General features: G+C 49.9%; 20 protein-coding genes. 4 read left to right on the top strand and 16 right to left on the bottom strand.

The annotated features are described in order from the left end of the window. Positions 1-37: 37 nt before the first annotated feature. The 5 genes from tpiA to ACT53D_RS01980 form a co-directional block, all read right to left on the bottom strand. On the bottom strand, positions 38-847 hold the full coding sequence (gene tpiA, locus ACT53D_RS02000) for a triose-phosphate isomerase (RefSeq protein WP_476154228.1): 810 nt from the start codon (positions 845-847) through the stop codon (positions 38-40). A 167-nt stretch (positions 848-1,014) separates the two neighbouring features. Then, positions 1,015-2,094 (bottom strand): alkene reductase, encoded by a 1,080-nt coding sequence (locus tag ACT53D_RS01995; protein ID WP_476154226.1) that lies wholly within the window; start codon positions 2,092-2,094, stop codon positions 1,015-1,017. A gap of 67 nt (positions 2,095-2,161) precedes the next feature. Further along, on the bottom strand, positions 2,162-2,734 hold the full coding sequence (locus ACT53D_RS01990; protein ID WP_476154224.1) for a YceI family protein: 573 nt from the start codon (positions 2,732-2,734) through the stop codon (positions 2,162-2,164). Between the two features lie 53 nt (positions 2,735-2,787). Further along, a complete protein-coding gene (locus tag ACT53D_RS01985; RefSeq protein WP_194748181.1) occupies positions 2,788-3,360 on the bottom strand; it encodes a flavodoxin family protein in 573 nt (190 codons plus the stop codon). Between the two features lie 30 nt (positions 3,361-3,390). Next, positions 3,391-4,101 carry a pirin family protein gene (locus ACT53D_RS01980; RefSeq protein ID WP_476154222.1) on the bottom strand — a complete coding sequence of 237 codons (711 nt, stop codon included), beginning with the start codon at positions 4,099-4,101 and terminating at the stop codon, positions 3,391-3,393. A gap of 159 nt (positions 4,102-4,260) precedes the next feature. On the opposite strand from ACT53D_RS01980, the gene ACT53D_RS01975 reads away from it, so the two are divergent. Genes ACT53D_RS01975 through tadA form a run of 3 tightly spaced genes read left to right on the top strand, consistent with a single transcriptional unit; the run spans position 4,261 to position 6,137 of the window. Then, a complete protein-coding gene (locus ACT53D_RS01975) occupies positions 4,261-5,178 on the top strand; it encodes a LysR family transcriptional regulator (protein WP_476154220.1) in 918 nt (305 codons plus the stop codon). A gap of 36 nt (positions 5,179-5,214) precedes the next feature. Beyond that, positions 5,215-5,670: a phosphate-starvation-inducible PsiE family protein gene (locus ACT53D_RS01970; RefSeq protein ID WP_194748184.1), complete on the top strand. Its 456-nt coding sequence runs from the start codon at positions 5,215-5,217 to the stop codon at positions 5,668-5,670. Between the two features lie 2 nt (positions 5,671-5,672). After that, positions 5,673-6,137, top strand: coding sequence for a tRNA adenosine(34) deaminase TadA (gene tadA, locus ACT53D_RS01965; RefSeq protein ID WP_476154218.1), 465 nt, complete (start codon positions 5,673-5,675; stop codon positions 6,135-6,137). A gap of 81 nt (positions 6,138-6,218) precedes the next feature. Here the strand turns inward: tadA and ACT53D_RS01960 are convergent, their stop codons facing one another. The 11 genes from ACT53D_RS01960 to ACT53D_RS01910 form a co-directional block, all read right to left on the bottom strand. After that, positions 6,219-7,088 (bottom strand): PEP-CTERM sorting domain-containing protein, encoded by an 870-nt coding sequence (locus ACT53D_RS01960; protein WP_228518758.1) that lies wholly within the window; start codon positions 7,086-7,088, stop codon positions 6,219-6,221. 82 nt (positions 7,089-7,170) lie between these two features. Further along, entirely contained in the window at positions 7,171-7,923 is a 753-nt protein-coding gene (locus tag ACT53D_RS01955) for a PEP-CTERM sorting domain-containing protein (protein WP_194748186.1), read from the bottom strand. Between the two features lie 235 nt (positions 7,924-8,158). Continuing rightward, positions 8,159-10,621: a TonB-dependent receptor gene (locus tag ACT53D_RS01950; protein ID WP_476154215.1), complete on the bottom strand. Its 2,463-nt coding sequence runs from the start codon at positions 10,619-10,621 to the stop codon at positions 8,159-8,161. A gap of 265 nt (positions 10,622-10,886) precedes the next feature. After that, positions 10,887-11,573 carry a Bax inhibitor-1/YccA family protein gene (locus tag ACT53D_RS01945; RefSeq protein WP_476154213.1) on the bottom strand — a complete coding sequence of 229 codons (687 nt, stop codon included), beginning with the start codon at positions 11,571-11,573 and terminating at the stop codon, positions 10,887-10,889. 113 nt (positions 11,574-11,686) lie between these two features. Further along, positions 11,687-12,586, bottom strand: a complete 900-nt coding sequence (gene lpxO, locus ACT53D_RS01940) for a lipid A hydroxylase LpxO (protein WP_476154211.1) — start codon at positions 12,584-12,586, stop codon at positions 11,687-11,689. 72 nt (positions 12,587-12,658) lie between these two features. Next, complete coding sequence (gene nagZ, locus ACT53D_RS01935) at positions 12,659-13,705, bottom strand: beta-N-acetylhexosaminidase (RefSeq protein ID WP_313988383.1); 1,047 nt, start codon at positions 13,703-13,705, stop codon at positions 12,659-12,661. Positions 13,706-13,728: 23 nt separating this feature from the next. After that, a complete protein-coding gene (locus ACT53D_RS01930) occupies positions 13,729-14,856 on the bottom strand; it encodes a methyltransferase (protein WP_476145531.1) in 1,128 nt (375 codons plus the stop codon). A gap of 39 nt (positions 14,857-14,895) precedes the next feature. Further along, complete coding sequence (locus tag ACT53D_RS01925) at positions 14,896-15,588, bottom strand: queuosine precursor transporter (protein WP_275355826.1); 693 nt, start codon at positions 15,586-15,588, stop codon at positions 14,896-14,898. Continuing rightward, positions 15,585-16,382, bottom strand: coding sequence for an ABC transporter permease (locus ACT53D_RS01920; protein ID WP_338654770.1), 798 nt, complete (start codon positions 16,380-16,382; stop codon positions 15,585-15,587). The genes ACT53D_RS01925 and ACT53D_RS01920 overlap by 4 nt, the downstream gene beginning before the upstream one ends. After that, positions 16,379-17,290: a nickel ABC transporter permease gene (nikB, locus tag ACT53D_RS01915; protein ID WP_194748194.1), complete on the bottom strand. Its 912-nt coding sequence runs from the start codon at positions 17,288-17,290 to the stop codon at positions 16,379-16,381. The genes ACT53D_RS01920 and nikB overlap by 4 nt, the downstream gene beginning before the upstream one ends. Next, the gene (locus ACT53D_RS01910; RefSeq protein WP_194748195.1) at positions 17,283-17,771 is read right to left on the bottom strand and encodes a L,D-transpeptidase; all 489 of its coding nucleotides are present in this window, start codon (positions 17,769-17,771) and stop codon (positions 17,283-17,285) included. The genes nikB and ACT53D_RS01910 overlap by 8 nt, the downstream gene beginning before the upstream one ends. A 156-nt stretch (positions 17,772-17,927) precedes the next feature. Between ACT53D_RS01910 and ACT53D_RS01905 the strand changes: the two genes are divergently transcribed. Further along, a complete protein-coding gene (locus ACT53D_RS01905; protein ID WP_476154207.1) occupies positions 17,928-18,623 on the top strand; it encodes a VIT1/CCC1 transporter family protein in 696 nt (231 codons plus the stop codon). The last annotated feature ends 1 nt before the right edge of the window (position 18,624 follow it).

Below are 18,624 nucleotides of genomic sequence, written 5' to 3'. Positions count from 1 at the left end.
TAAGTAATAACGATTTGGCTTTTGGCTCTTTCGCTATCTAGATGACGCTATTTTCAGGGACGGCCTGACATATTTTTATAAATTGCTCTGCATCTAGCGAGCAACGACCGACCAGCGCGCCATCAATTTCCTTCTGATTCAACAATTGTACCGCATTTTGCGGGTTTACGCTGCCCCCGTAGAGGATTTTTAACGTGTCAGCCGCCGTTTTATCGGAGGCGGCAACCGTCTCTCGAATAAACTGGTGCATGGCGACTGCCTGCTCCGAAGTGGCCGCCAACCCGGTGCCAATCGCCCATATCGGCTCATAAGAAACAATGCTGCCCGCAAAGGCCTTACCGCCAAATAAGCGGATGATGGTTTCCAGCTGCTTGCCAACCACGCGTTCCATGACGCCCGCTTCACGCTCCAGCAGCGTTTCACCCACACATAAAATAGGTGTTAAGCCATGCCGTTTGGCCATCATGAATTTTTCAGCGATATTTTCATCGGACTCACAATAAGCCGTACTGCGCTCCGAGTGGCCAATAATCACATACCTGGCGCCAAAATCAGTCAGCATTTGCGCCCCTACTTCACCGGTGTAGGCACCTTCCTCATATTTCGCAACATTTTGTGCGCCCCAAGCGACAGAAGTTCCCGTCAACAGGGTTTGAATTTGCGCAAGATAGGGATAAGGCACGCAGACCACGACCTCAGTGCGCGTACAAGCGGCCAAAGCTGGCAGGTAGGCCTGAATCAATTGCTGGTTACGCATGAGATTGCCATGCATTTTCCAGTTGGCAACCACCAGCTTTCTTGAGGCCAGGGATATTGGAGTAGATGAAACAGTGCTGGTGCTAGACATGCAGAATTAAGCTCGCAGAGGCATGATGTGGATGCATATATAACGAGCCAGAGAGGCCCGCAAATATTCGGTTGTGCGGATTTTACGCTCGCGCCTCCTGAGCAGCAAGCATTAGTCGCCAAGTAGAGCGTGTCTACCCCGTCAACACAAGGTAGACACGAGTACAATCAGGCACTTAAGAAAGGATAGTCGGTGTAGCCATGCTCGGTACCGCCGTAAAACGTTTTGGAGTCAGCCTCATTGAGTGGGGCATTTTTTGCAAACCGCTCAACCAGATCCGGGTTGGCAATAAACGGGACACCATAAGCGACTGCATCTGCATGGCCACTGGCAATCGCCGCATTCCCGCGCGTCTTGTCATAACTCAGGTTTGCGATATAACCGCCCTTAAACAATTTACGCATCGCCGCAAAATCAAATGGCTCAGCTTTGCCATCGCCATGAATGCCCCCTTCCACCACATGCAGATAGGCCAGCTTGAATCCATTCAAGGCATCCGTGACATGATTGAATGTTTGCTGCGCCTGGCTGTCATGCATATCATTAAACGGGTTCACCGGTGACAAGCGCACCCCCACTTTGTCTGCGCCTATTGTATCTACCACCGCCTGCACCACCTCGAGCAGTAATCGCGTACGGTTTTCTACCGGACCGCCATATTGATCCTGGCGCTGATTGCTACCGTCGCGCAAAAACTGATCTAGCAGATAACCATTGGCTGCATGCACTTCTACACCATCAAAACCCGCTGCAATGGCACATTTTGTGGCATGAATATAATCCTGCACGATGCCAGCCAATTCGGACACCTCCAGTGCGCGCGGGGTCACGTAATCTTGCAAACCCTGGTAGGTAAATGCCTGGCCGGCAGGCTTAATTGCTGATGGCGCCACTGGCAAGGCCTGATTGGGTAACAAGCTGGGGTGTGAAATACGGCCTACATGCCACAACTGAATGACGATTTTTCCGCCCTTGGCATGCACAGCATCAGTCACTTTTTTCCAACCAGCCACCTGCGCATCAGTATAAATGCCTGGCAAGGCAGGATAGCCATGCGCCATCGGCGAGATCGGAGTCGCTTCGGTAATAATCAGCCCGGCAGTCGCCCGTTGCTCATAATAGGTGACATTCATTGCTTGCGGTACACCGCCCTCACCTGCACGGTTACGTGTCAGTGGGGCCATCGCCATACGGTTTTTGATCTCAATGCTGCCCAGTTTGCCCGGGGAAAATAAATCCAATGCCATACTCGCTCCTCATTCCCTGCATACAATAAACACTGCGCGGACAAAACGTCCGCGCATGGATTTAAAATTATTTTGCTTTCACACCTTCAACCAACAAGGTGATTTCAATGTCGTCACCGACCGGCGCATTGGCGCCCGTCGCCCAGCCAAAACCATAATCAGAAGCTTTGATGGTCAAATGCCCCTCAAAACCTGCGCGCTGGCCACCCCATGGATCGGCGCCATAGCCCAACACTTTCACGGGAATATCCACCAGTTTGGTCACGCCATGCATGGTCAGCTTACCCTGCATCACTGCCTGCGTCTGGTTGCTGGCCGTGATCTTGGTGCTCTCAAACAAAATCTGGGTGTATTTACCCACATCCAGATACTTATCCGCCTTGATATGTTCATCACGTTTGCCAAACCCGGTATTCACACTGCTGACATTGATCGCAGCGCGTACGGTCGCCGTATTCAGATTGGTGGGATCCAGGGTAATAACGCCACTGACATCGTTAAAAGTCCCTGAAGTTTTGGAAACAACATGACGGATACTGAAATTGGCAAAACTGTGGGTGCCATCGATATTGTAGGTATCGGTCACCGCCCAGGCCTGAGTAGCCATCATCAAGCCAAGCGACAAAATTAACTTTTTCACTGAGTTCTCCTTGTTAGATCGTGAAATAGGATAGGTTTTTAATGAGACCGTGGTTAAGCGGCTTTCGCAAAACGTAACGCAACACTGGCCACGCGCTCACCCAGGTGCTCTGCCGTGAGCAGGTCACTCTGAATCGGCGCCAAGTCGGGGCCCTGGTCAGCATTCGCCTGCGCCATCGCACCTAAAAAGCTGCCCAAACGGTTTAAGTCGTTGACCGAACCATTACTGTTATTGTTCCCCGGCAGCAAATCCTGGCCTACCCAAATCATGCCATGCTGCGCGGCAAACACAGCCAACTGGATCAAGGTACTAAGCTTGTCACCACTCTGGCTGGCAGAAGTGGTAAAGCCAGCCGCAATCTTGTCTTTCCAGTCACGGGTATACCAGGCCTTGGAGCTGGCATCCATAAAGGTTTTAAACTGGCCTGAAGCCGAACCCATATAGGTTGGGCTGCCAAAGATAATGGCGTCGCTGGCCTTGAGCAGATCCCACTGCTGCTGCGCCTCATCCACAGTTAACAGATTGACAGTCACACCCGCAACCTTTTGCGCGCCACGGGCCACGGCTTTAGCTTGCTCAGCGGTATGACCATACCCACTGTGATAAACAATTGAAACTTGAGTCATGTTATTGCTCCTTTAAAAAATGTAAAACGATTATTCGACTATTTCAGGCAGATCAAACCATAATATTTCGCTGTCTTGCGCAGCAAGTATCGAGAGAGAAACCGGGGCATCTACCTTGAGAGCATCCCCTGTCTGCAACTGTTGACCATCGATCATCACTGCGCCGGATGCAATATGGAGGTAAGCACAACGTCCCGTATTGACCTCAACCGGCAAAGCAGTCTCTGCTGTCAGTACCGTGGCATACAATGACAGATCCTGATGTACTTTTAATGACCCTGCTCGGGCATCAGACGAAGCAATCAAGGCCCAGCGGTTTTGCTTGTCAGCCAGCGGGATGGTTTTATCTTCATACGCCGGTGCCAAGCCTTGCGTATCAGGTGTGATCCAGATTTGTAGCAAATGGGCCGTGGTCTGCGAGGAGGCGTTCATCTCACTATGACGGATACCCGTGCCCGCACTCATGCGCTGCACATCCCCCGCGCGAATCACTGCGCTGTGGCCCATGCTGTCAGTATGGCGCAACTCCCCCGCCAACATGTAGGTAATAATTTCCATGTCCTGATGGCCATGCATACCAAATCCCGTGTCAGGGGCGATTTTGTCGTCATTGATCACCCGCAACACCGAGTAGCTCATATGCTCAGGGTCGTAATAACTGGCGAAAGAAAAACTGTGAAAGCTTTGTAACCAGCCATGATTAGCATAACCACGACTATTTGAAGGGCGAACATGCAACATTTATTCACTCCATTTGAAAGTTTAAATGTATGATAAAAAAACACTTAATCTTTAGATAGCAAAACATTTTGCATCACTTGTTCAGATTTTTTGATGAAGCTGTTAGCACTTAAACTGCGATGAACCACCCCGCCCTTTTTCAACCTTATCCCTTCAGCTATGGCCATTAAACTGAGTCTCGAAGCCCTTGAAGTCATTGATGCGATTGACCGCAAAGGCAGTTTTGCCGCCGCGGCAGAGTCGCTATACCGCGTCCCCTCGGCACTCACCTACACCATCCGCAGACTGGAAGAAGATTTGGGGCTGGAGCTTTTTGACCGCAGTGGCCACCGCGCCATGCTGACCGAAGCCGGTGCCGAACTGCTCAAAGAAGGCCGTTATTTGCTCGATGCCGCCCATGCGCTGGAGCGCCGCGTACAACGCGTTGCGACCGGTATTGAAACTGATATTGCCATTGCGATTAGCGATTTATTTGATTTCGACCCGGTACTCAATCTGCTACAAGCCTTTTACCAGCAGGGTTTTGGCACCCGTGTGAAGTTAGTCCGTGAGGTCTATGGTGGGAGTTGGGATGCATTACAGTCGGGGCGGGCTGATATCTCTATCGGCGCTCCAGGAGATGCGCCGCCTGGCGGCGGCTTCTCTACGCATTTGCTCGGACAACTGGAATTTGTGTTTTCTGTGGCCCCGCATCATCCGCTTGCCGCATTACCAGAGCCGCTCAGCGCCAGTGATATTGTGCAGTATCGCGTTGTAGCGGCCGCAGACAGTTCACGCAACCTGCCCCCAAGGACCTCAGGCATTCTTTCTGGCCAGGATGTACTCACCGTGCCTGACATGCAGACAAAATTAAAGGCGCAAATGGCAGGAATTGCCATCGGCTATCTACCCAAATTTATGGCACAAGCGGCCGCTGCGCAGGGCAAACTTGTGCTAAAACAGGTATCAGAACCGAAACCGGTGGGACCCACTTTTATTGCCTGGCGCCAACAGCGGCCCAGCGAAATGGGCAAGGCCATGCAATGGCTGCTCAAAGCCTGTTGCGAGATTCCACTGGAGCAATTGCTGAGCAAATGATTTATCATCCTTGCTGTCGCATTGATTGGATCCAATATGTCGCAAGAACAACTACCTGAAGAATTTGCACCACTCAACCGCATCGCCATCAAGGCCATGCTTTGGCTCAATGGGTTCGCGCATATTATTATTGGCCTGGCTCTGGCTACCTCTGTGCTGATGTTTACCTGGCTATTTTTCCTCGACGTGAAGGAAGCCGCTTACGCACACAATCTGGTTCATGGCTTTTTGCGCGCCTTGGGCACCTTGATGTTGCTGTGGTCAATCTCTGCCCTCATCTCGGCAGAAATTCGCTACCTCCGCGGCCACAAATTACTGGTAGAAACCTTTGTCGAGGTGGTGCTGGTCATGTTTTTGCGCAAACTGATTGTGCTCCCTGTACAAGATGCCACACCGACTTATGAAGAAATCGCCATCTGGCTGGCCGGCGCATTTGTCATGGGGCTGGTGTACATACTGATCCGCCTCGCCGATAAAAATAGTAGTAGATAAGCATGCAAGACGAAGCATTTATGCGCATTGCCATCGCACTGGCAAATGAAGCAGTGAGCCAGGGGGAAGTCCCGGTCGGTGCCATTGTAGTCAAAGATGGCCAAATTATCGGCCAAGGCCGCAACGCCCCCATCAGCCTCAATGACCCCACCGCCCATGCGGAAATCCAGGCCATGCGTGAAGCCGCGCAGCACTTAGGCAACTACAGACTGGTTGGCTGCACCTTATACGTCACCCTAGAGCCCTGTGCCATGTGTAGCGGCGCCATACAACACGCCAGGATTGCCCGTCTGGTTTACGGTGCCAGTGACCCTAAAACGGGCTGCTGCGGCAGCGTCGTGAACTTAATGGCCGAGCAGAAACTGAATCATCATTGCGAAGTCAATCAAGGCATTTTAGCCGATGAGTGTGGCGCGTTATTAAGTGATTTCTTCAGGCAGCGTCGCTTAGCCAAATCAAATGGATAACGACCAGATCAAGAGCGCTCATTTAGTCATACAAAAAACAAACCCGCCAAAGGCGGGTTTGTTTAATGCAAAATCAACTAATTAAGCAGATTTACGACGGCGAACGATGCCACCAATCAGACCTAAACCCGCCAGGAGCATTGAATAAGTTTCAGCTTCAGGCACTGCGGTCACTGATGTTGCCAAGAAGTTCAATCGTCCATTCGTAGCATTCATAAAGGGCCGATACCAAGCACTGGTATCACTAGGAATGCCGGAGTTACCGGCAATTGGTTGTAATCGCAACCAAGCATAGGCACTAGGCTGAACGCCATCTTGGTTAGCTACTGGACTACTTAGCAGGCTAGCGACGCTAAATCCATTGTATGCTTGCCCCTTATTCGGGCCATCGCTAAGAGTGCTACCATTGACAAAATCAAATGTAATAGTCTCTCCATCCGTCCAAGATCCCAATTGAACATTAAATTGTTGCTGGAAGAATGCCCATTTGTGACTTGTAGCGGTTCCTGCCGTTCCATTACCAACGGAACCATGCTCAGCCCATTCGATACCACCTTCATCCCCACCATTCAAGGTATAGTTCCCAGAAATGTTTCTGTAACTCTCAACAGTATCAACCCAATCCTTGCCACCACTGGAAATACCCGTACCAAGGAAATTCAGCTCAAGAGTATTCGAGCCGTAGTTCCCAAACTGAGAGAGATTTTGTAACTGCGCTTGAATACGCACACCAGTTTTACCATCTCCCAAGTTCAAGTCAGCTAAATCTGTAACTTTTAACCAACCTGCACTTTGACCGCCCAGACTGGATACTGATGCACCGGGAGTTAAGTTTGCTGCTGCATTCGCTTGAGCAATGTAATCAAAATTCAATAACACTGACTGCGCAAAACCATGCGCAGAAAATGTAAACATTCCTCCGATAATCAAAGCTTTTATTAAACCATTCATTTTAGAGTCCCCTCAATAAGGGTGGACTGTGCCACCCTTGGTTATAAATTATTTTTCAAGTTAAAAGCAAGTATTATTAGTATTAAGCTTGCTTGTTCTGACGCCTAGCAGCTATGCCAATCAAGCCCAAACCAGCCATCAACAAAGCAATATTTTCTGGCTCAGGTACTGGAACCGCAACAGTTGGAGCAAACGCGGAGATGTATAGTGAAGCTGGGGCACCTACATCTTCACCGGTTGATCTGAGGAACATACCGTATGCTGAGGCAGATGTTCCAGTAATCGTTGTAAAAGCAGTTGCATTAGTATTAATCACATACCAACCTGATGTAGGTTTACCCTCTTCTACAGAAATGTCTGAACGCAAATTGATGAAGTCTGATTTATAAACATCTGTAGCAGTACCAATCGAATCGGTATGCCCAGCGCTTTTCAATCTGAATCCTTGACTCGCTACGTTGCTACCAGCATCCTTAAACCAAGTCACATCGGTAGTAAAACCTGTATAGCCGGAACGAACAATATCATTAACTTCATACCCTGCCGTATCCATGACGACACGTGTAAAGAATGAAAGCTGACCAGTTGTATTGTTCTTCCATACTTGATCCAAGACTGAGCCTACAGAGTCTCCAAGGAAGCTTAAAGTCTGGCTAGAGGAAGCCAACATCGTCATATTGCTGCGTGGATCTAATGTATACAACTTATCATTACCAAGTGTTGCAGACCCAAAGACACGCAAGGTTGTGGCATCAACTACGGCCGCTTGTGAGCATAAGCTAACAGCAGAAAACGCAACACTCACAGCCAATTTCATCACTTTTTTATTAATCATACATACTCCTCCAAATGTCTATAAACAATTAACAGCTACTAGCCATCATGCGAGCATCAAAGACTAGTTAACTCTGGAATCATTACAGCTTCCAAAAGCTATAATGCAAATCTGATGCCAATGAAAAAAATAGTGCAAGCCATTGAAAATAAAATAAATTTATAAGGAAAAATATTTCTCGCTTTAAATCATGGCTGCAAACAACCGCAGGCAGGCTAAAATCAACCACCACCTATTAGAAATCCCAACCAACTCCTAGCCACGCAGCTCTAGGAGCGCCAGGAGCATAAGAGGTAACACGCTCCCAATTAGATGAGTTGTGATTAAATCCACTAACCCCAAGATTCCCAGGAGCACTGCCAGAACTGACAAATGGATTCGTTACCAAACTGCCTGCAGTGTAATAATGGCGATCAAAAATATTGTTTACCTTAACGAAGAGCGTTACATCTTTGCGAGGCTTGTACCTCAGCTGTAGGTGAAAAACCGCATAGCCCGGAATTTGGCCTGAGTTTTGAAAAGTACGCGACTCTGTTGTTCCTGCATTATCAATCACACTCACCACAGTGCCAGCTTTATGTTCGTTATTTTCATTGCCGCGAACATAAGCTGAACTAAAAATATTCGCATTGATATCAAGATCAAATTTTGGTGAAAAATAATACTCAAGCCCTAACTTCAATTGATGATTAGGTACCCCTGGAAGTTGATCACCTGGTTCCACTTGATAACTAAAACGCTCACTCAGCTTGCCAAAATTGCTAACATCAAATTGTGATGTGCTATTTGCATTATTTCTCAACCTGGCTGCGGTCTGGTAAGTCGCCATCAGGTAGGTGTAATTAATGTCAAACTTGAACTTTTCTTCGATAATACTTGTGCCCAACTCTATACCTTGGCGACGCGTCTCGCCAAAGTTTGTGAAGTAGCCCATTTGATTACTGACCGGGGAACCAACAAACAAGATGTCATTTTTTAGATCAGTATTGAATATTGCAAAATTCCAAGTAGATTTTTTACCCCACATCCCCCGTGCACCGATTTCAGTGGTCGTTGACATAACTTGCTTTAAATAAGGGTCATCCGTTAAAGCAGAGGGTACTCGACAGGGCGCATTAGGATTTGCACAAGCCAGCTCCAGGGCAGATGGCAAACGATTCCCGCGACTAACACTCCCAAATACATTTAGCCGTGGAGTGATTGACCATGAACCTCCAATTGAGGGAGTAAACGATTTGTAATCAAAAGATTCGAATTGCTCCGGCCTGTAAAAAATACTGTCATCCGCAGACGAGAGACCATTACGACTGCTAATGAGGTTATTTGACACGGTTGCACGCGTCCAACGTCCTGAAAATGTGAAATGTATGTTAGGGCGTGGGGAATAGGTATCACTAAAAAAGGTGGCCTTAATCACCTCATCACCACGGAGTCGGTTGATTAAAATATCCTCACCAGAATTCACCGGATAATCTGGTAAAGAAACTGTTTGCACTACACGATCACTATCAAGTGTCGCCAACCGTGAGCTGCTTTGATATCGGACATCCTTAGTGTCTTTTGAGACACCGAGAAGGAAATTGTTTTTCTCCCCCTCAAAACGATAGCTGAAAGTCACCCCGTTTGCAGACAAGTCCGATTTGGTTTTATTAAGCAACGCAATTGGCGCACCATCAACTTGACCGCCAAGATCACCTAACCCTCCTTTCTTGCCATCATAATCACTGTCATTAAAGTCATCATTCCAATCGCCATTTTCTGTATCGCGTTTGGTTTTTCGTGAAAAAGTCATGAATTCGAAACGATGCTCATCACTGACCTGCCAACTACTACTAAAGTTATAGTGATTAGTTTTATTATTCGTAATATCGGGAGCTGTAAAAATACTCGACCAGTCTTTTTGTAGCATAGACAACGGCGTTAATCCGTTACCAAACAAACTATTATCAGCATTCAAAACACTCAGCGAAGTATCGAGATTCCCTACCCTACCCTCCAACTTAAGAAAGGCTTGCCGCACTTCCGTGGGGGTTAACTGTCTCCATCCGGTTTCTTCAAAACGATTGACTGCCAAAAATGCAGCCAGATGCTCATTAGCTGAACCACCAACCGACATCTGAACTTGCTTGCGGCCCCAAGAACCAGTTGAAGCTTTAATCTCATTGACGTCGCGCGAGAAACCACTTTTAGTCCTCATGGTGATTGCACCACCAATAGTGTTTAGGCCAAACAATGGATTTGAGCCGGGGACAAGATCCAAGCGCTCAATCGCATTCATAGGAAAAGTATCCCATGTCACCGTATCCCCAAAGGGGTCATTCATGCGTGCCCCATCAAGGTATACCGACATCCCTTGTGCAGTTCCAAGCAATGGGGAGGCACTAAAACCACGAAAATTCACATCCATCTGAAAAACATTGCCGCCATAGTCATTCACATTGACTGATTGCATGCGATCACCTAAATACTCACTCAAACTAGATGACTGTGCCCGCTGTATATCTTTCGCAGTTTTGGACTTCACATTCGAAACACTTTCCTCCTGAGTTACTCCCAGATCAGGGACTACTTTAGGTGCAGTAACTTCGATTTCATCAAGATTGATCTTCTGATCATCCTGTTTGCTGTTATTTCCATCCATAGGTTTATCAGAATCAGCTGCATATGCACCACCCGAAAATACAGCTAATAAAAGCATTGTTTTTATTGTATATCTCAAAGCATCCCCCTCTCTCCAGGGATGCTTCTATGCAAAAAACAGGCCACTTAAACGCATATTTTTTCCACAACAAAAACAATGTGTTACGTATATAAATATTCAAAAAAACACCGTACATGGCTGAAATAAACCACGCTGGCTAAAAACAACCAACTACAAACATATTTTTCGTATAAACCAAATTAATACAAATAAAAAACCCGCCATGCGAATGGCGGGTTTTTAAGGTGGAACGATTTGGCTTTTAGTCGCGGTTGCCTAATACAGCAAGCAAGATATTCAACAAGTTAACAAACAGGTTGTAGATGTCCAGATACAGATTCAATGTTGCCATCACATAGTTGGTCTGGCCGCCACGTACAATCTGGTTCACGTCATACAGAATGTAACCGGAGAAAATCAGTACTGAGACGCCAGAGATCGCCAATGACAGGGCTGGAATTTGGAAGTACATATTCGCCAAACCAGCGACAATCGCCAGAATCAGGCCTATCATCAAGAACTTGCCAATACCGCTGAAGTCACGGGCTGGGGAAGAACCAATGCCAGCCAAGCTTAAGAAAGTGATCCCAGTCCCGGCAGCAGCCAAGCCTACAATCTCGGCACCATTACGCAGGTGCAATGCAAATTGCAGGATTGGGCCAAGCATCACGCCAAAGACGAAGGTTAAGCCTAACAACAACCATACGCCTACGCCACTGTTCTGATTAACCGCAATCAGCTTGAACATGCCGAACATCACCGCCATAAAACCGATAAAAAACATGAATGGGTGAGCTGCCATCCAGCCAAAGTTCATTTGCAGGCCGACATAGGCACCAATCACAGTGGGCACCATGCTCAAACCCAGCAAGGCGTATGTATTGCGCAGTACGCGATTTTGCGTTTCGGATAATTGACCGTCACGACCTAAAACTTGCATATCTGACATAGTGTATTTCCTCTTTTCAATTAAAACTAAAAACAACTTCTGTAGCTAAGATAATGGCAAACACCTAAAGTTTCAAGGCTTAGCATGACATTTGTGTGAACAAACGCCCGGTTTTACAGCTTCCATAGCCCGTAAATGACCAACGCGATCAACACGATACGCGTGATTTGATAAACAGTTTTATTCCACTTTTTAAAACGGCGGCGGTATTGCCCAATCACCCAGGCATAGTGAAACAGCCGGTTAATGACCCCGGTCTGGTCCCCGGCTTCGTTTGGCGAGCTGGCGGCAGTGACGATGGTGTTGGCCAGAAACCGGTTCACGGCTTGCGCCCAGCGGTAGCGCATCGGGCGCTCAATGTCGCAAAACAGGATGACGCGTGTTTCGTCTGTCTTGTTATAAGCTTCATGAATATAGGTTTCATCAAACATGACAGCCTGGCCATCGCGCCAGCTGTAGTCTTCGCCGTCAACACGGATAAAACATTGATCATTATTGGGCGTTGCCAAGCCAAGGTGAAAGCGCAAAGAACCGGCATAGGGGTCACGGTGCGGACGCAAATGCGCGCCGGGTGGTAGCTCGGCAAACATGGCGGCTTTGACGCTGGGAATGCTTTGTAGCAAGGCAACAGTTTTCGGGCAATAAATACTGGCCGAGGGATGATGTGCGTCATACCACTTGAGGTAAAAACGCTTCCAGCCGGTTTTAAAGAATGAGTTAAATCCTGCATCGTTATTGGTTTTGGCCGCAGCAATACGCTCCTGTTCGCGTACATACAACGCTTCTTCACGGATCTCCTGCCAGCGGTCGGTGATCGCTTTCAGTTCCGGGAAGTCATGCACCGGCAAATACGGCGTGGTCGGCGCTTTGGAGAACAGATATAAAAATACATTGAATGGCGAAACAATGCCGGAATGGTCAAATATCTGGCGATAAAAGCGGTGCCTGACCTTGCCCCTGAAGTGCACATAACTGACCGAAGCCAAGAAAATGCCAAGAATGATCCATTTCATAATTGATACCGATGTTTACGCCGTGATTAGATTGTCATCAATAATTGTCTAGCTTACCGCAACCGTCCGGCTTCAAGCAAACAAATCCGCCTCTTTTTGACCGACCATGGCCACACGCTTGACCGCTTCTACATAGGCCGCAGACTCTCGTAATGCCACCATATCCTGCGGATGATGACCGCCATGCATACGTGCCAGGCGTGCAATACTTTGTGCAGAAATCTTCCACGCTAGCTTGCTTAACAATTCATCGGCCAAGTCCGGGCGGTTGCATAACAACACCATATCGCACCCGGCGTTCAAGGCAGCCATGGTTCGTGCAGTGACGTCACCTGCCACGGTGGCGCCTTCCATACTCAAGTCATCACTGAAAATGACACCATTAAAGCCCAAGCGCTCACGCAGCACTTTTTGCAGCCAGCGGGACGAGAAGCCGGCCGGTTTATCATCGACCTTGGGATAAATCACATGTGCGGGCATCACCGCATGCAAGCCCTCGTCTATCATGCGTACAAACGGCTGCATGTCGTTTTGTGCAATCTGGTCAAACTCGCGATCATCCACCGGAATGCTCACATGCGAATCTGCCACCACAAAACCATGCCCGGGGAAATGTTTGCCTACCGCAGCCATGCCAGCCTTTTTAAGGCCTTGCATCAGGCTAAACGCCAACTCATTAATCGCCTGCGGATCACGGTGAAACGCGCGATCCCCAATCACCAGGCTGTCGCCATAGTCCATATCCAACACTGGCGTAAAGCTGAAATCCACGCCATGCGCCCTTAGCTCTGCGCCCAGCACATACCCGGCCTCTACCGCCAGCTCTTTCGCTTTGCGTGGGTTTTTGTCCCAAATATGGCCAAACTCGCGCATGGGCGGGATTTTGGTAAAGCCTTCTCGGAAGCGCTGCACGCGACCGCCTTCATGATCCACGGCAATCAGCAGCGGCGGCTGACGCACCGCATGTATACTGGCTGTGAGCGCCTTGAGCTGCGCGCAACTCTCAAAGTTACGCGCAAACAGAATCACCCCGCCGACTAGCGGATGTTGCAAGCGGCGGATATCGTCGGCGGTGAGTTCCTTGCCGACCACATCCAGCATGACGGGACCTAAAGACATAACAAATTCCTATTATTCAAAATTCAAACGCATTTTAACCGATAAAGACTGGTTACTTCTTTGGCACGGGCAGCATATAACGGATCCGATTGATCGCTGGCCTTGGCATGTGTTGGCGCAATATCCAGCTTGTCGACCACCTGCAACCCTGCTTCATGGATCCATGTATTTAAGGCCTCAGGCTGGCGCAAGCCAATCTGCTCAGCCAAATTAGACATTATCAGCCACCCCTCGCCCTCAGGATTTAAATGCGCTTTCAAGCCACTTAAAAAGCCTTTCAGCATCTTGCTTTCGGGGTCATACACGGCATGCTCAATCGGCGCATTCGCTTTGGCAGGTAGCCAGGGAGGATTACAGACAATCAGGTCCGCACTACCCGCTGGAAACAAGTCTGCCTGCATGACTTGAATATGGCTTTGCATATTCAACCGCTGGATGTTTTCGGTGGCACACGTCAATGCTCGCGGCTGGTTGTCCGTTGCGACGACTTGCTTGACGCCCCGCGCTACTAAAATGGCGGCAATCACCCCCGTGCCGGTACCAATATCCCAGGCCACCTGCGGACTACTAAGCGGCGCCTGGTCAATGAGGTCGAGATACTCACCACGTACGGGCGAATACACCCCGTAATGCGCATGTATATTGGCATTCAGCGCATGAATCGGCACGCCTTTTTTACGCCATTCATGCGCGCCCACCATGCCTAGCAACTCACGCAATGAGAGCACAAGTCTTGCAGGCAGTTTGCCTGTGTTGTCATCCACAATCAAAGCCGCCTGCACAGCCGCTTTAACGTCTGGCGCACGCGGTAAATCGCAGGCACCATATTTAAGCTCGATTAATACTTTATTCGTAATATTGGCACGACCGATCTGGCGCGCGCGATGCTGGTGAAACGCTTCCAGCAGGCTAGCCGCCGGTTTGACTGGTTTTCGGTCTACACGCCGCGTAATCGCTTGCAGCAATTGCTTGGCATTTTGAAAGTCACCGCGATATAGCAAGGCGGTGCCCTCACACGCCAGACGGTAGGCTTCATCCGCTTTGGTGGTGTCGTCTGCAATCACCACGGCTTTGGGCGCAGGGTTACCCGCTTCTGACTGCCAGTCAGCGGCTTGTGTTTTGTTTTTTTCGTACCAGTTAATCAGGGTCAATGGGGTTCCGATAATCAGAAGTTGTCAAAGGTAGCCAGTTTAAAGCTTAAACGGGCTAAAGTCGGTATGGGTATCGTAATAGTCTTCTTTTTCTGCCCGTTTGAGAAAAGCGACGATTTTATAGGTGACGGGCGTAAAAGCGACTTCTACCAGCACTTTGGCCGTAAATTGCGCCAGCACAATTTGCGGCATCATGGCATCTGGGAATTCGCCTGAGCCATAAAAGGCCAGCGGAAAAAATAACATGGTATCAACCGCCTCGCCAAAAATGGTCGAGCCTATGGTGCGGCTCCATAACCAGCGGCCACTGGTCAACACTTTCATTTTGGCCAGGACAAAGGAATTCACAAACTCACCAGCCACAAAAGACACCAGCGAGGCCAGCGCAATGCGGGCAGTCGAACCAAACACAGATTGATAGGCCGCCTGATCATGCCAGTCCGGGGCGGGTGGCAAGGCCACAATCACCCAGGCCATGAGGCTGGCAAAAGCCAGGCAGATAAAACCGGTCCAAATGACGCGGCGCGAGGCGGCATAGCCATACACCTCAGTGAGGATATCGCCAAAAATAAAACTGATGGGGAAAAACATGATGCCCGCGCCGAATGTAAGCGCACCCAGCAACGGCGCATGGACTTCGGTGATTTTGCCGGGACCGATCAGGTTGGAACAAACCAGCACAACCGCAAATGCGGCCATAATGAGGTCGTAATAACGGTATTGTTTTTTCATGCTTGCACTCCCTGACGCACATCCAGCTTGTCCCGCAAGACATCCCCCCCCAAGTTAATTGCCAGGATCAGGCTCATCATGCACAGGCCTACGGTCAACACATAATGGGGGGCGACCAGCATAAAGCGCACCGCATCACGCAACATAGCACCCCAGGAGGCTTCCGGGGCCTGAATCCCCAGGCCAAGAAAGGACAGCGAAGCTTCGGCAATCATGACACTGGCCATGCTGTAGGCGGCCTCAACCATTAAAATCGACAGCAATAGCGGCAGGATGTGGCGCAACATGATACGCCATGCGCCAGCGCCCAATGACTCGGCCGCCAGTACATGCAGGCGCTGGCGTAGTGCCAGAGCTTGCCCGCGCGATAGTCTGGCGTAGGTCACCCAGCCGGTCAGACATAAGGCCAGGATCAGGTTATTGAGACCCGCACCCAGCACGGCGGCAAACGCAATCGCCAGCAAGATCCCGGGAAACGCCAGAAAAATACTGGTGATTTGCATGAGTACATCATCCAGTCTGCCGCCATGATACCCGGCCAGCAAACCTATCGTCAGCCCTATCGCCATGGTCATGGTCGTCACGATCACCGTCACCATGAATGACACTTCTACACCATGTAATACGCGCGCCAGAATGTCACGGCCCAGATCATCAGTCCCCAGCCAGTGTTGTGCACTTGGCCATTGTAAAATCGCATCCAGATCAATCTGGTTGGGGTTCATCTCGACTAGGCGACCAAGTAGTACCGCCAGCAGCCAAAACGCCAGGGTCAGCAGCGAAAAGGTCTTCATGCCTGACCTCGCGTGCGTGGATCCAGCCATCGATAGGCCAAATCTGTGCCCTGGTTAATCAGTACATAGCTCAAGGCAATCACCAGCACACAGGCTTGCGTCACCGGGTAGTCGCGTTTTTCTATGCTATCCACCAGCAGGCGGCCGACGCCATTCCAGCCAAAAATGGTTTCTGTGATCACCGCCCCGGCCAGCAAACTGCCCATTTGCAGACCAACAATGGTCACCAGCGGCAACAAGGCCGCCCGCAGGGCATGTTTAAGGATCACTTGTTGCTCACTTAAGCCTTTGGCGCGCGCCGTGCGGATATAGTCTTCATGCAAGACCTCGAGCAAGCTGGTGCGTGTCATGCGCGTGAGAATGGCACTTAAGCCCAAGCCCAGAGTCAGCGCGGGCAACACTACACTTGCCGCGCTTTCCATCCCGCTCACGGGCAACCAGCCCAGCCAGACGGCAAACACCAGCATGAGTAACGGTCCTAGCCAAAATGCCGGCATGGCCGCCACACGGATACTGAACAAGGTGATCATCATGTCTTGCCAATGTCCTGCCTTGAGTGCAGACCAAACGCCCAGCGGAACACCAATGCTGATGCCTATGCACAAGGCCGACACCGCCAATAGCATGGTCGCTGGATAGGTTTGCAGCAACAAGGTTGAAATATCGGTATGCGTGTGTATGGAGACACCAAAGTCACCGTGCAAGAGATGGGCGGTATATTGCAAAAACTGCTGCCGCATTGGCTGATTCAGGCCGAGTTCTGCTTTGAGTGCCTCGCGGTCGGCCACACTGGCAGACTCGCCCAGCATGACATCCACCGGATCGCCCGGCACCAGATGTAGTAGCAGGAATGTCAGGCAGAGCACCCCGAGTACCACAGGCAGCAATGTCAATAAACGCTTAATCATCCGCCTCGTGCAGATGGACTGGGGTACCCACAGGCACCAGATCAAATAACTCAATCAGGTCAGTATTACGCATGCGTACACAGCCGTGCGAACCGGGCTTGCCGAGCTCGGTGCTGTCAGGCGTGCCATGAATGTAAATATACCGCTGCATGGTGTCTACTTCTCCGAGGCGGTTTTTACCTGGCTCGGTACCACTGAGCCATAAAATGCGGGTCAGAATCCAGTCACGTTCAGGAAACGCCTGTTTCAAGGCTGGTGTAAAAATCTCTCCCGTGGGCCGGCGGCCAACGAATACGGTGTTTTCCGGCGCGCCCTCGCCAATTTTGGCGCGAACAATATGGGTACCTAGCGGTGTACAACCGCTGTTTTTGACACAGCCTACCCCATTCGCCGCCGTTGACACTGCGTACTGTTTGCGCGGCTGGCCTTGGTCATCAAACAAGGTCAGCGTTTGCGCCGGAATTGAAATATCAATATGCATAGTTATTATTCTAAGCCATTTAATCGCAATTGCATGGCCGTTGACCGCAGATTTGCAAGTCGAGCGTCTGGGGCAATATAAATTGCATTACAATCGTTGCACCAATGCTTTTAAACTCGGCCCTCTATCGCAATCCCTCAATACTACAGGTGCGCCATGCAACATCATGAAAAACATTTTTTACAGCGCAGTGGCTGGTTACGTGCAGCCGTATTAGGCGCCAATGATGGCATTATCTCTACCGCCAGTTTGCTGATGGGTGTGGCAGCAGCAGGAACTGCGCAACAGGCATTAATAATGACAGGCATTGCCGGGCTGGTCGCGGGGGCGCTATCCATGGCTGCCGGCGAATATGTCTCGGTGAGCTCGCAAACCGATATTGAACAGGCCGACCTGGCGCGTGAGGCGCAAGAGCTCACACAAAACCCTGAAAGCGAGTTACGCGAACTCACAGGCATTTATATCCAGCGCGGTTTGTCGCCTGCGCTGGCAAAACATGTCGCGCAAGAGCTGTCACAACATGATTCTTTAGGGGCACATGCGCGTGACGAATTAGGTTTGCATGACATCAACCAAGCTAAACCACTGCAAGCCGCATTTGCCTCGGCATTAGCCTTTTCTAGCGGCGCGCTATTGCCATTGCTGACCACGCTACTCGCCCCGCATGCACAAGTGCAGTCGTGGCTGATGTTCAGCACCTTGCCATTTTTGGCCTTGCTAGGCATGGTGGCCGCACGCACTGGCGGGGCCAGTGTCAGCAAAAGCGTCATCCGCGTGGTGATCTGGGGCGCGCTGGCGATGGTCGCCACGGCGCTGATTGGCCACTGGTTTGGTGTTCAGGCCCCGGTTTAAG

Source organism: Methylophilus sp. DMC16 (assembly GCF_056314045.1).
The sequence above is the reverse complement of the archived record's forward strand: the minus strand, read 5'-3'. Positions and strand labels throughout refer to the sequence as shown.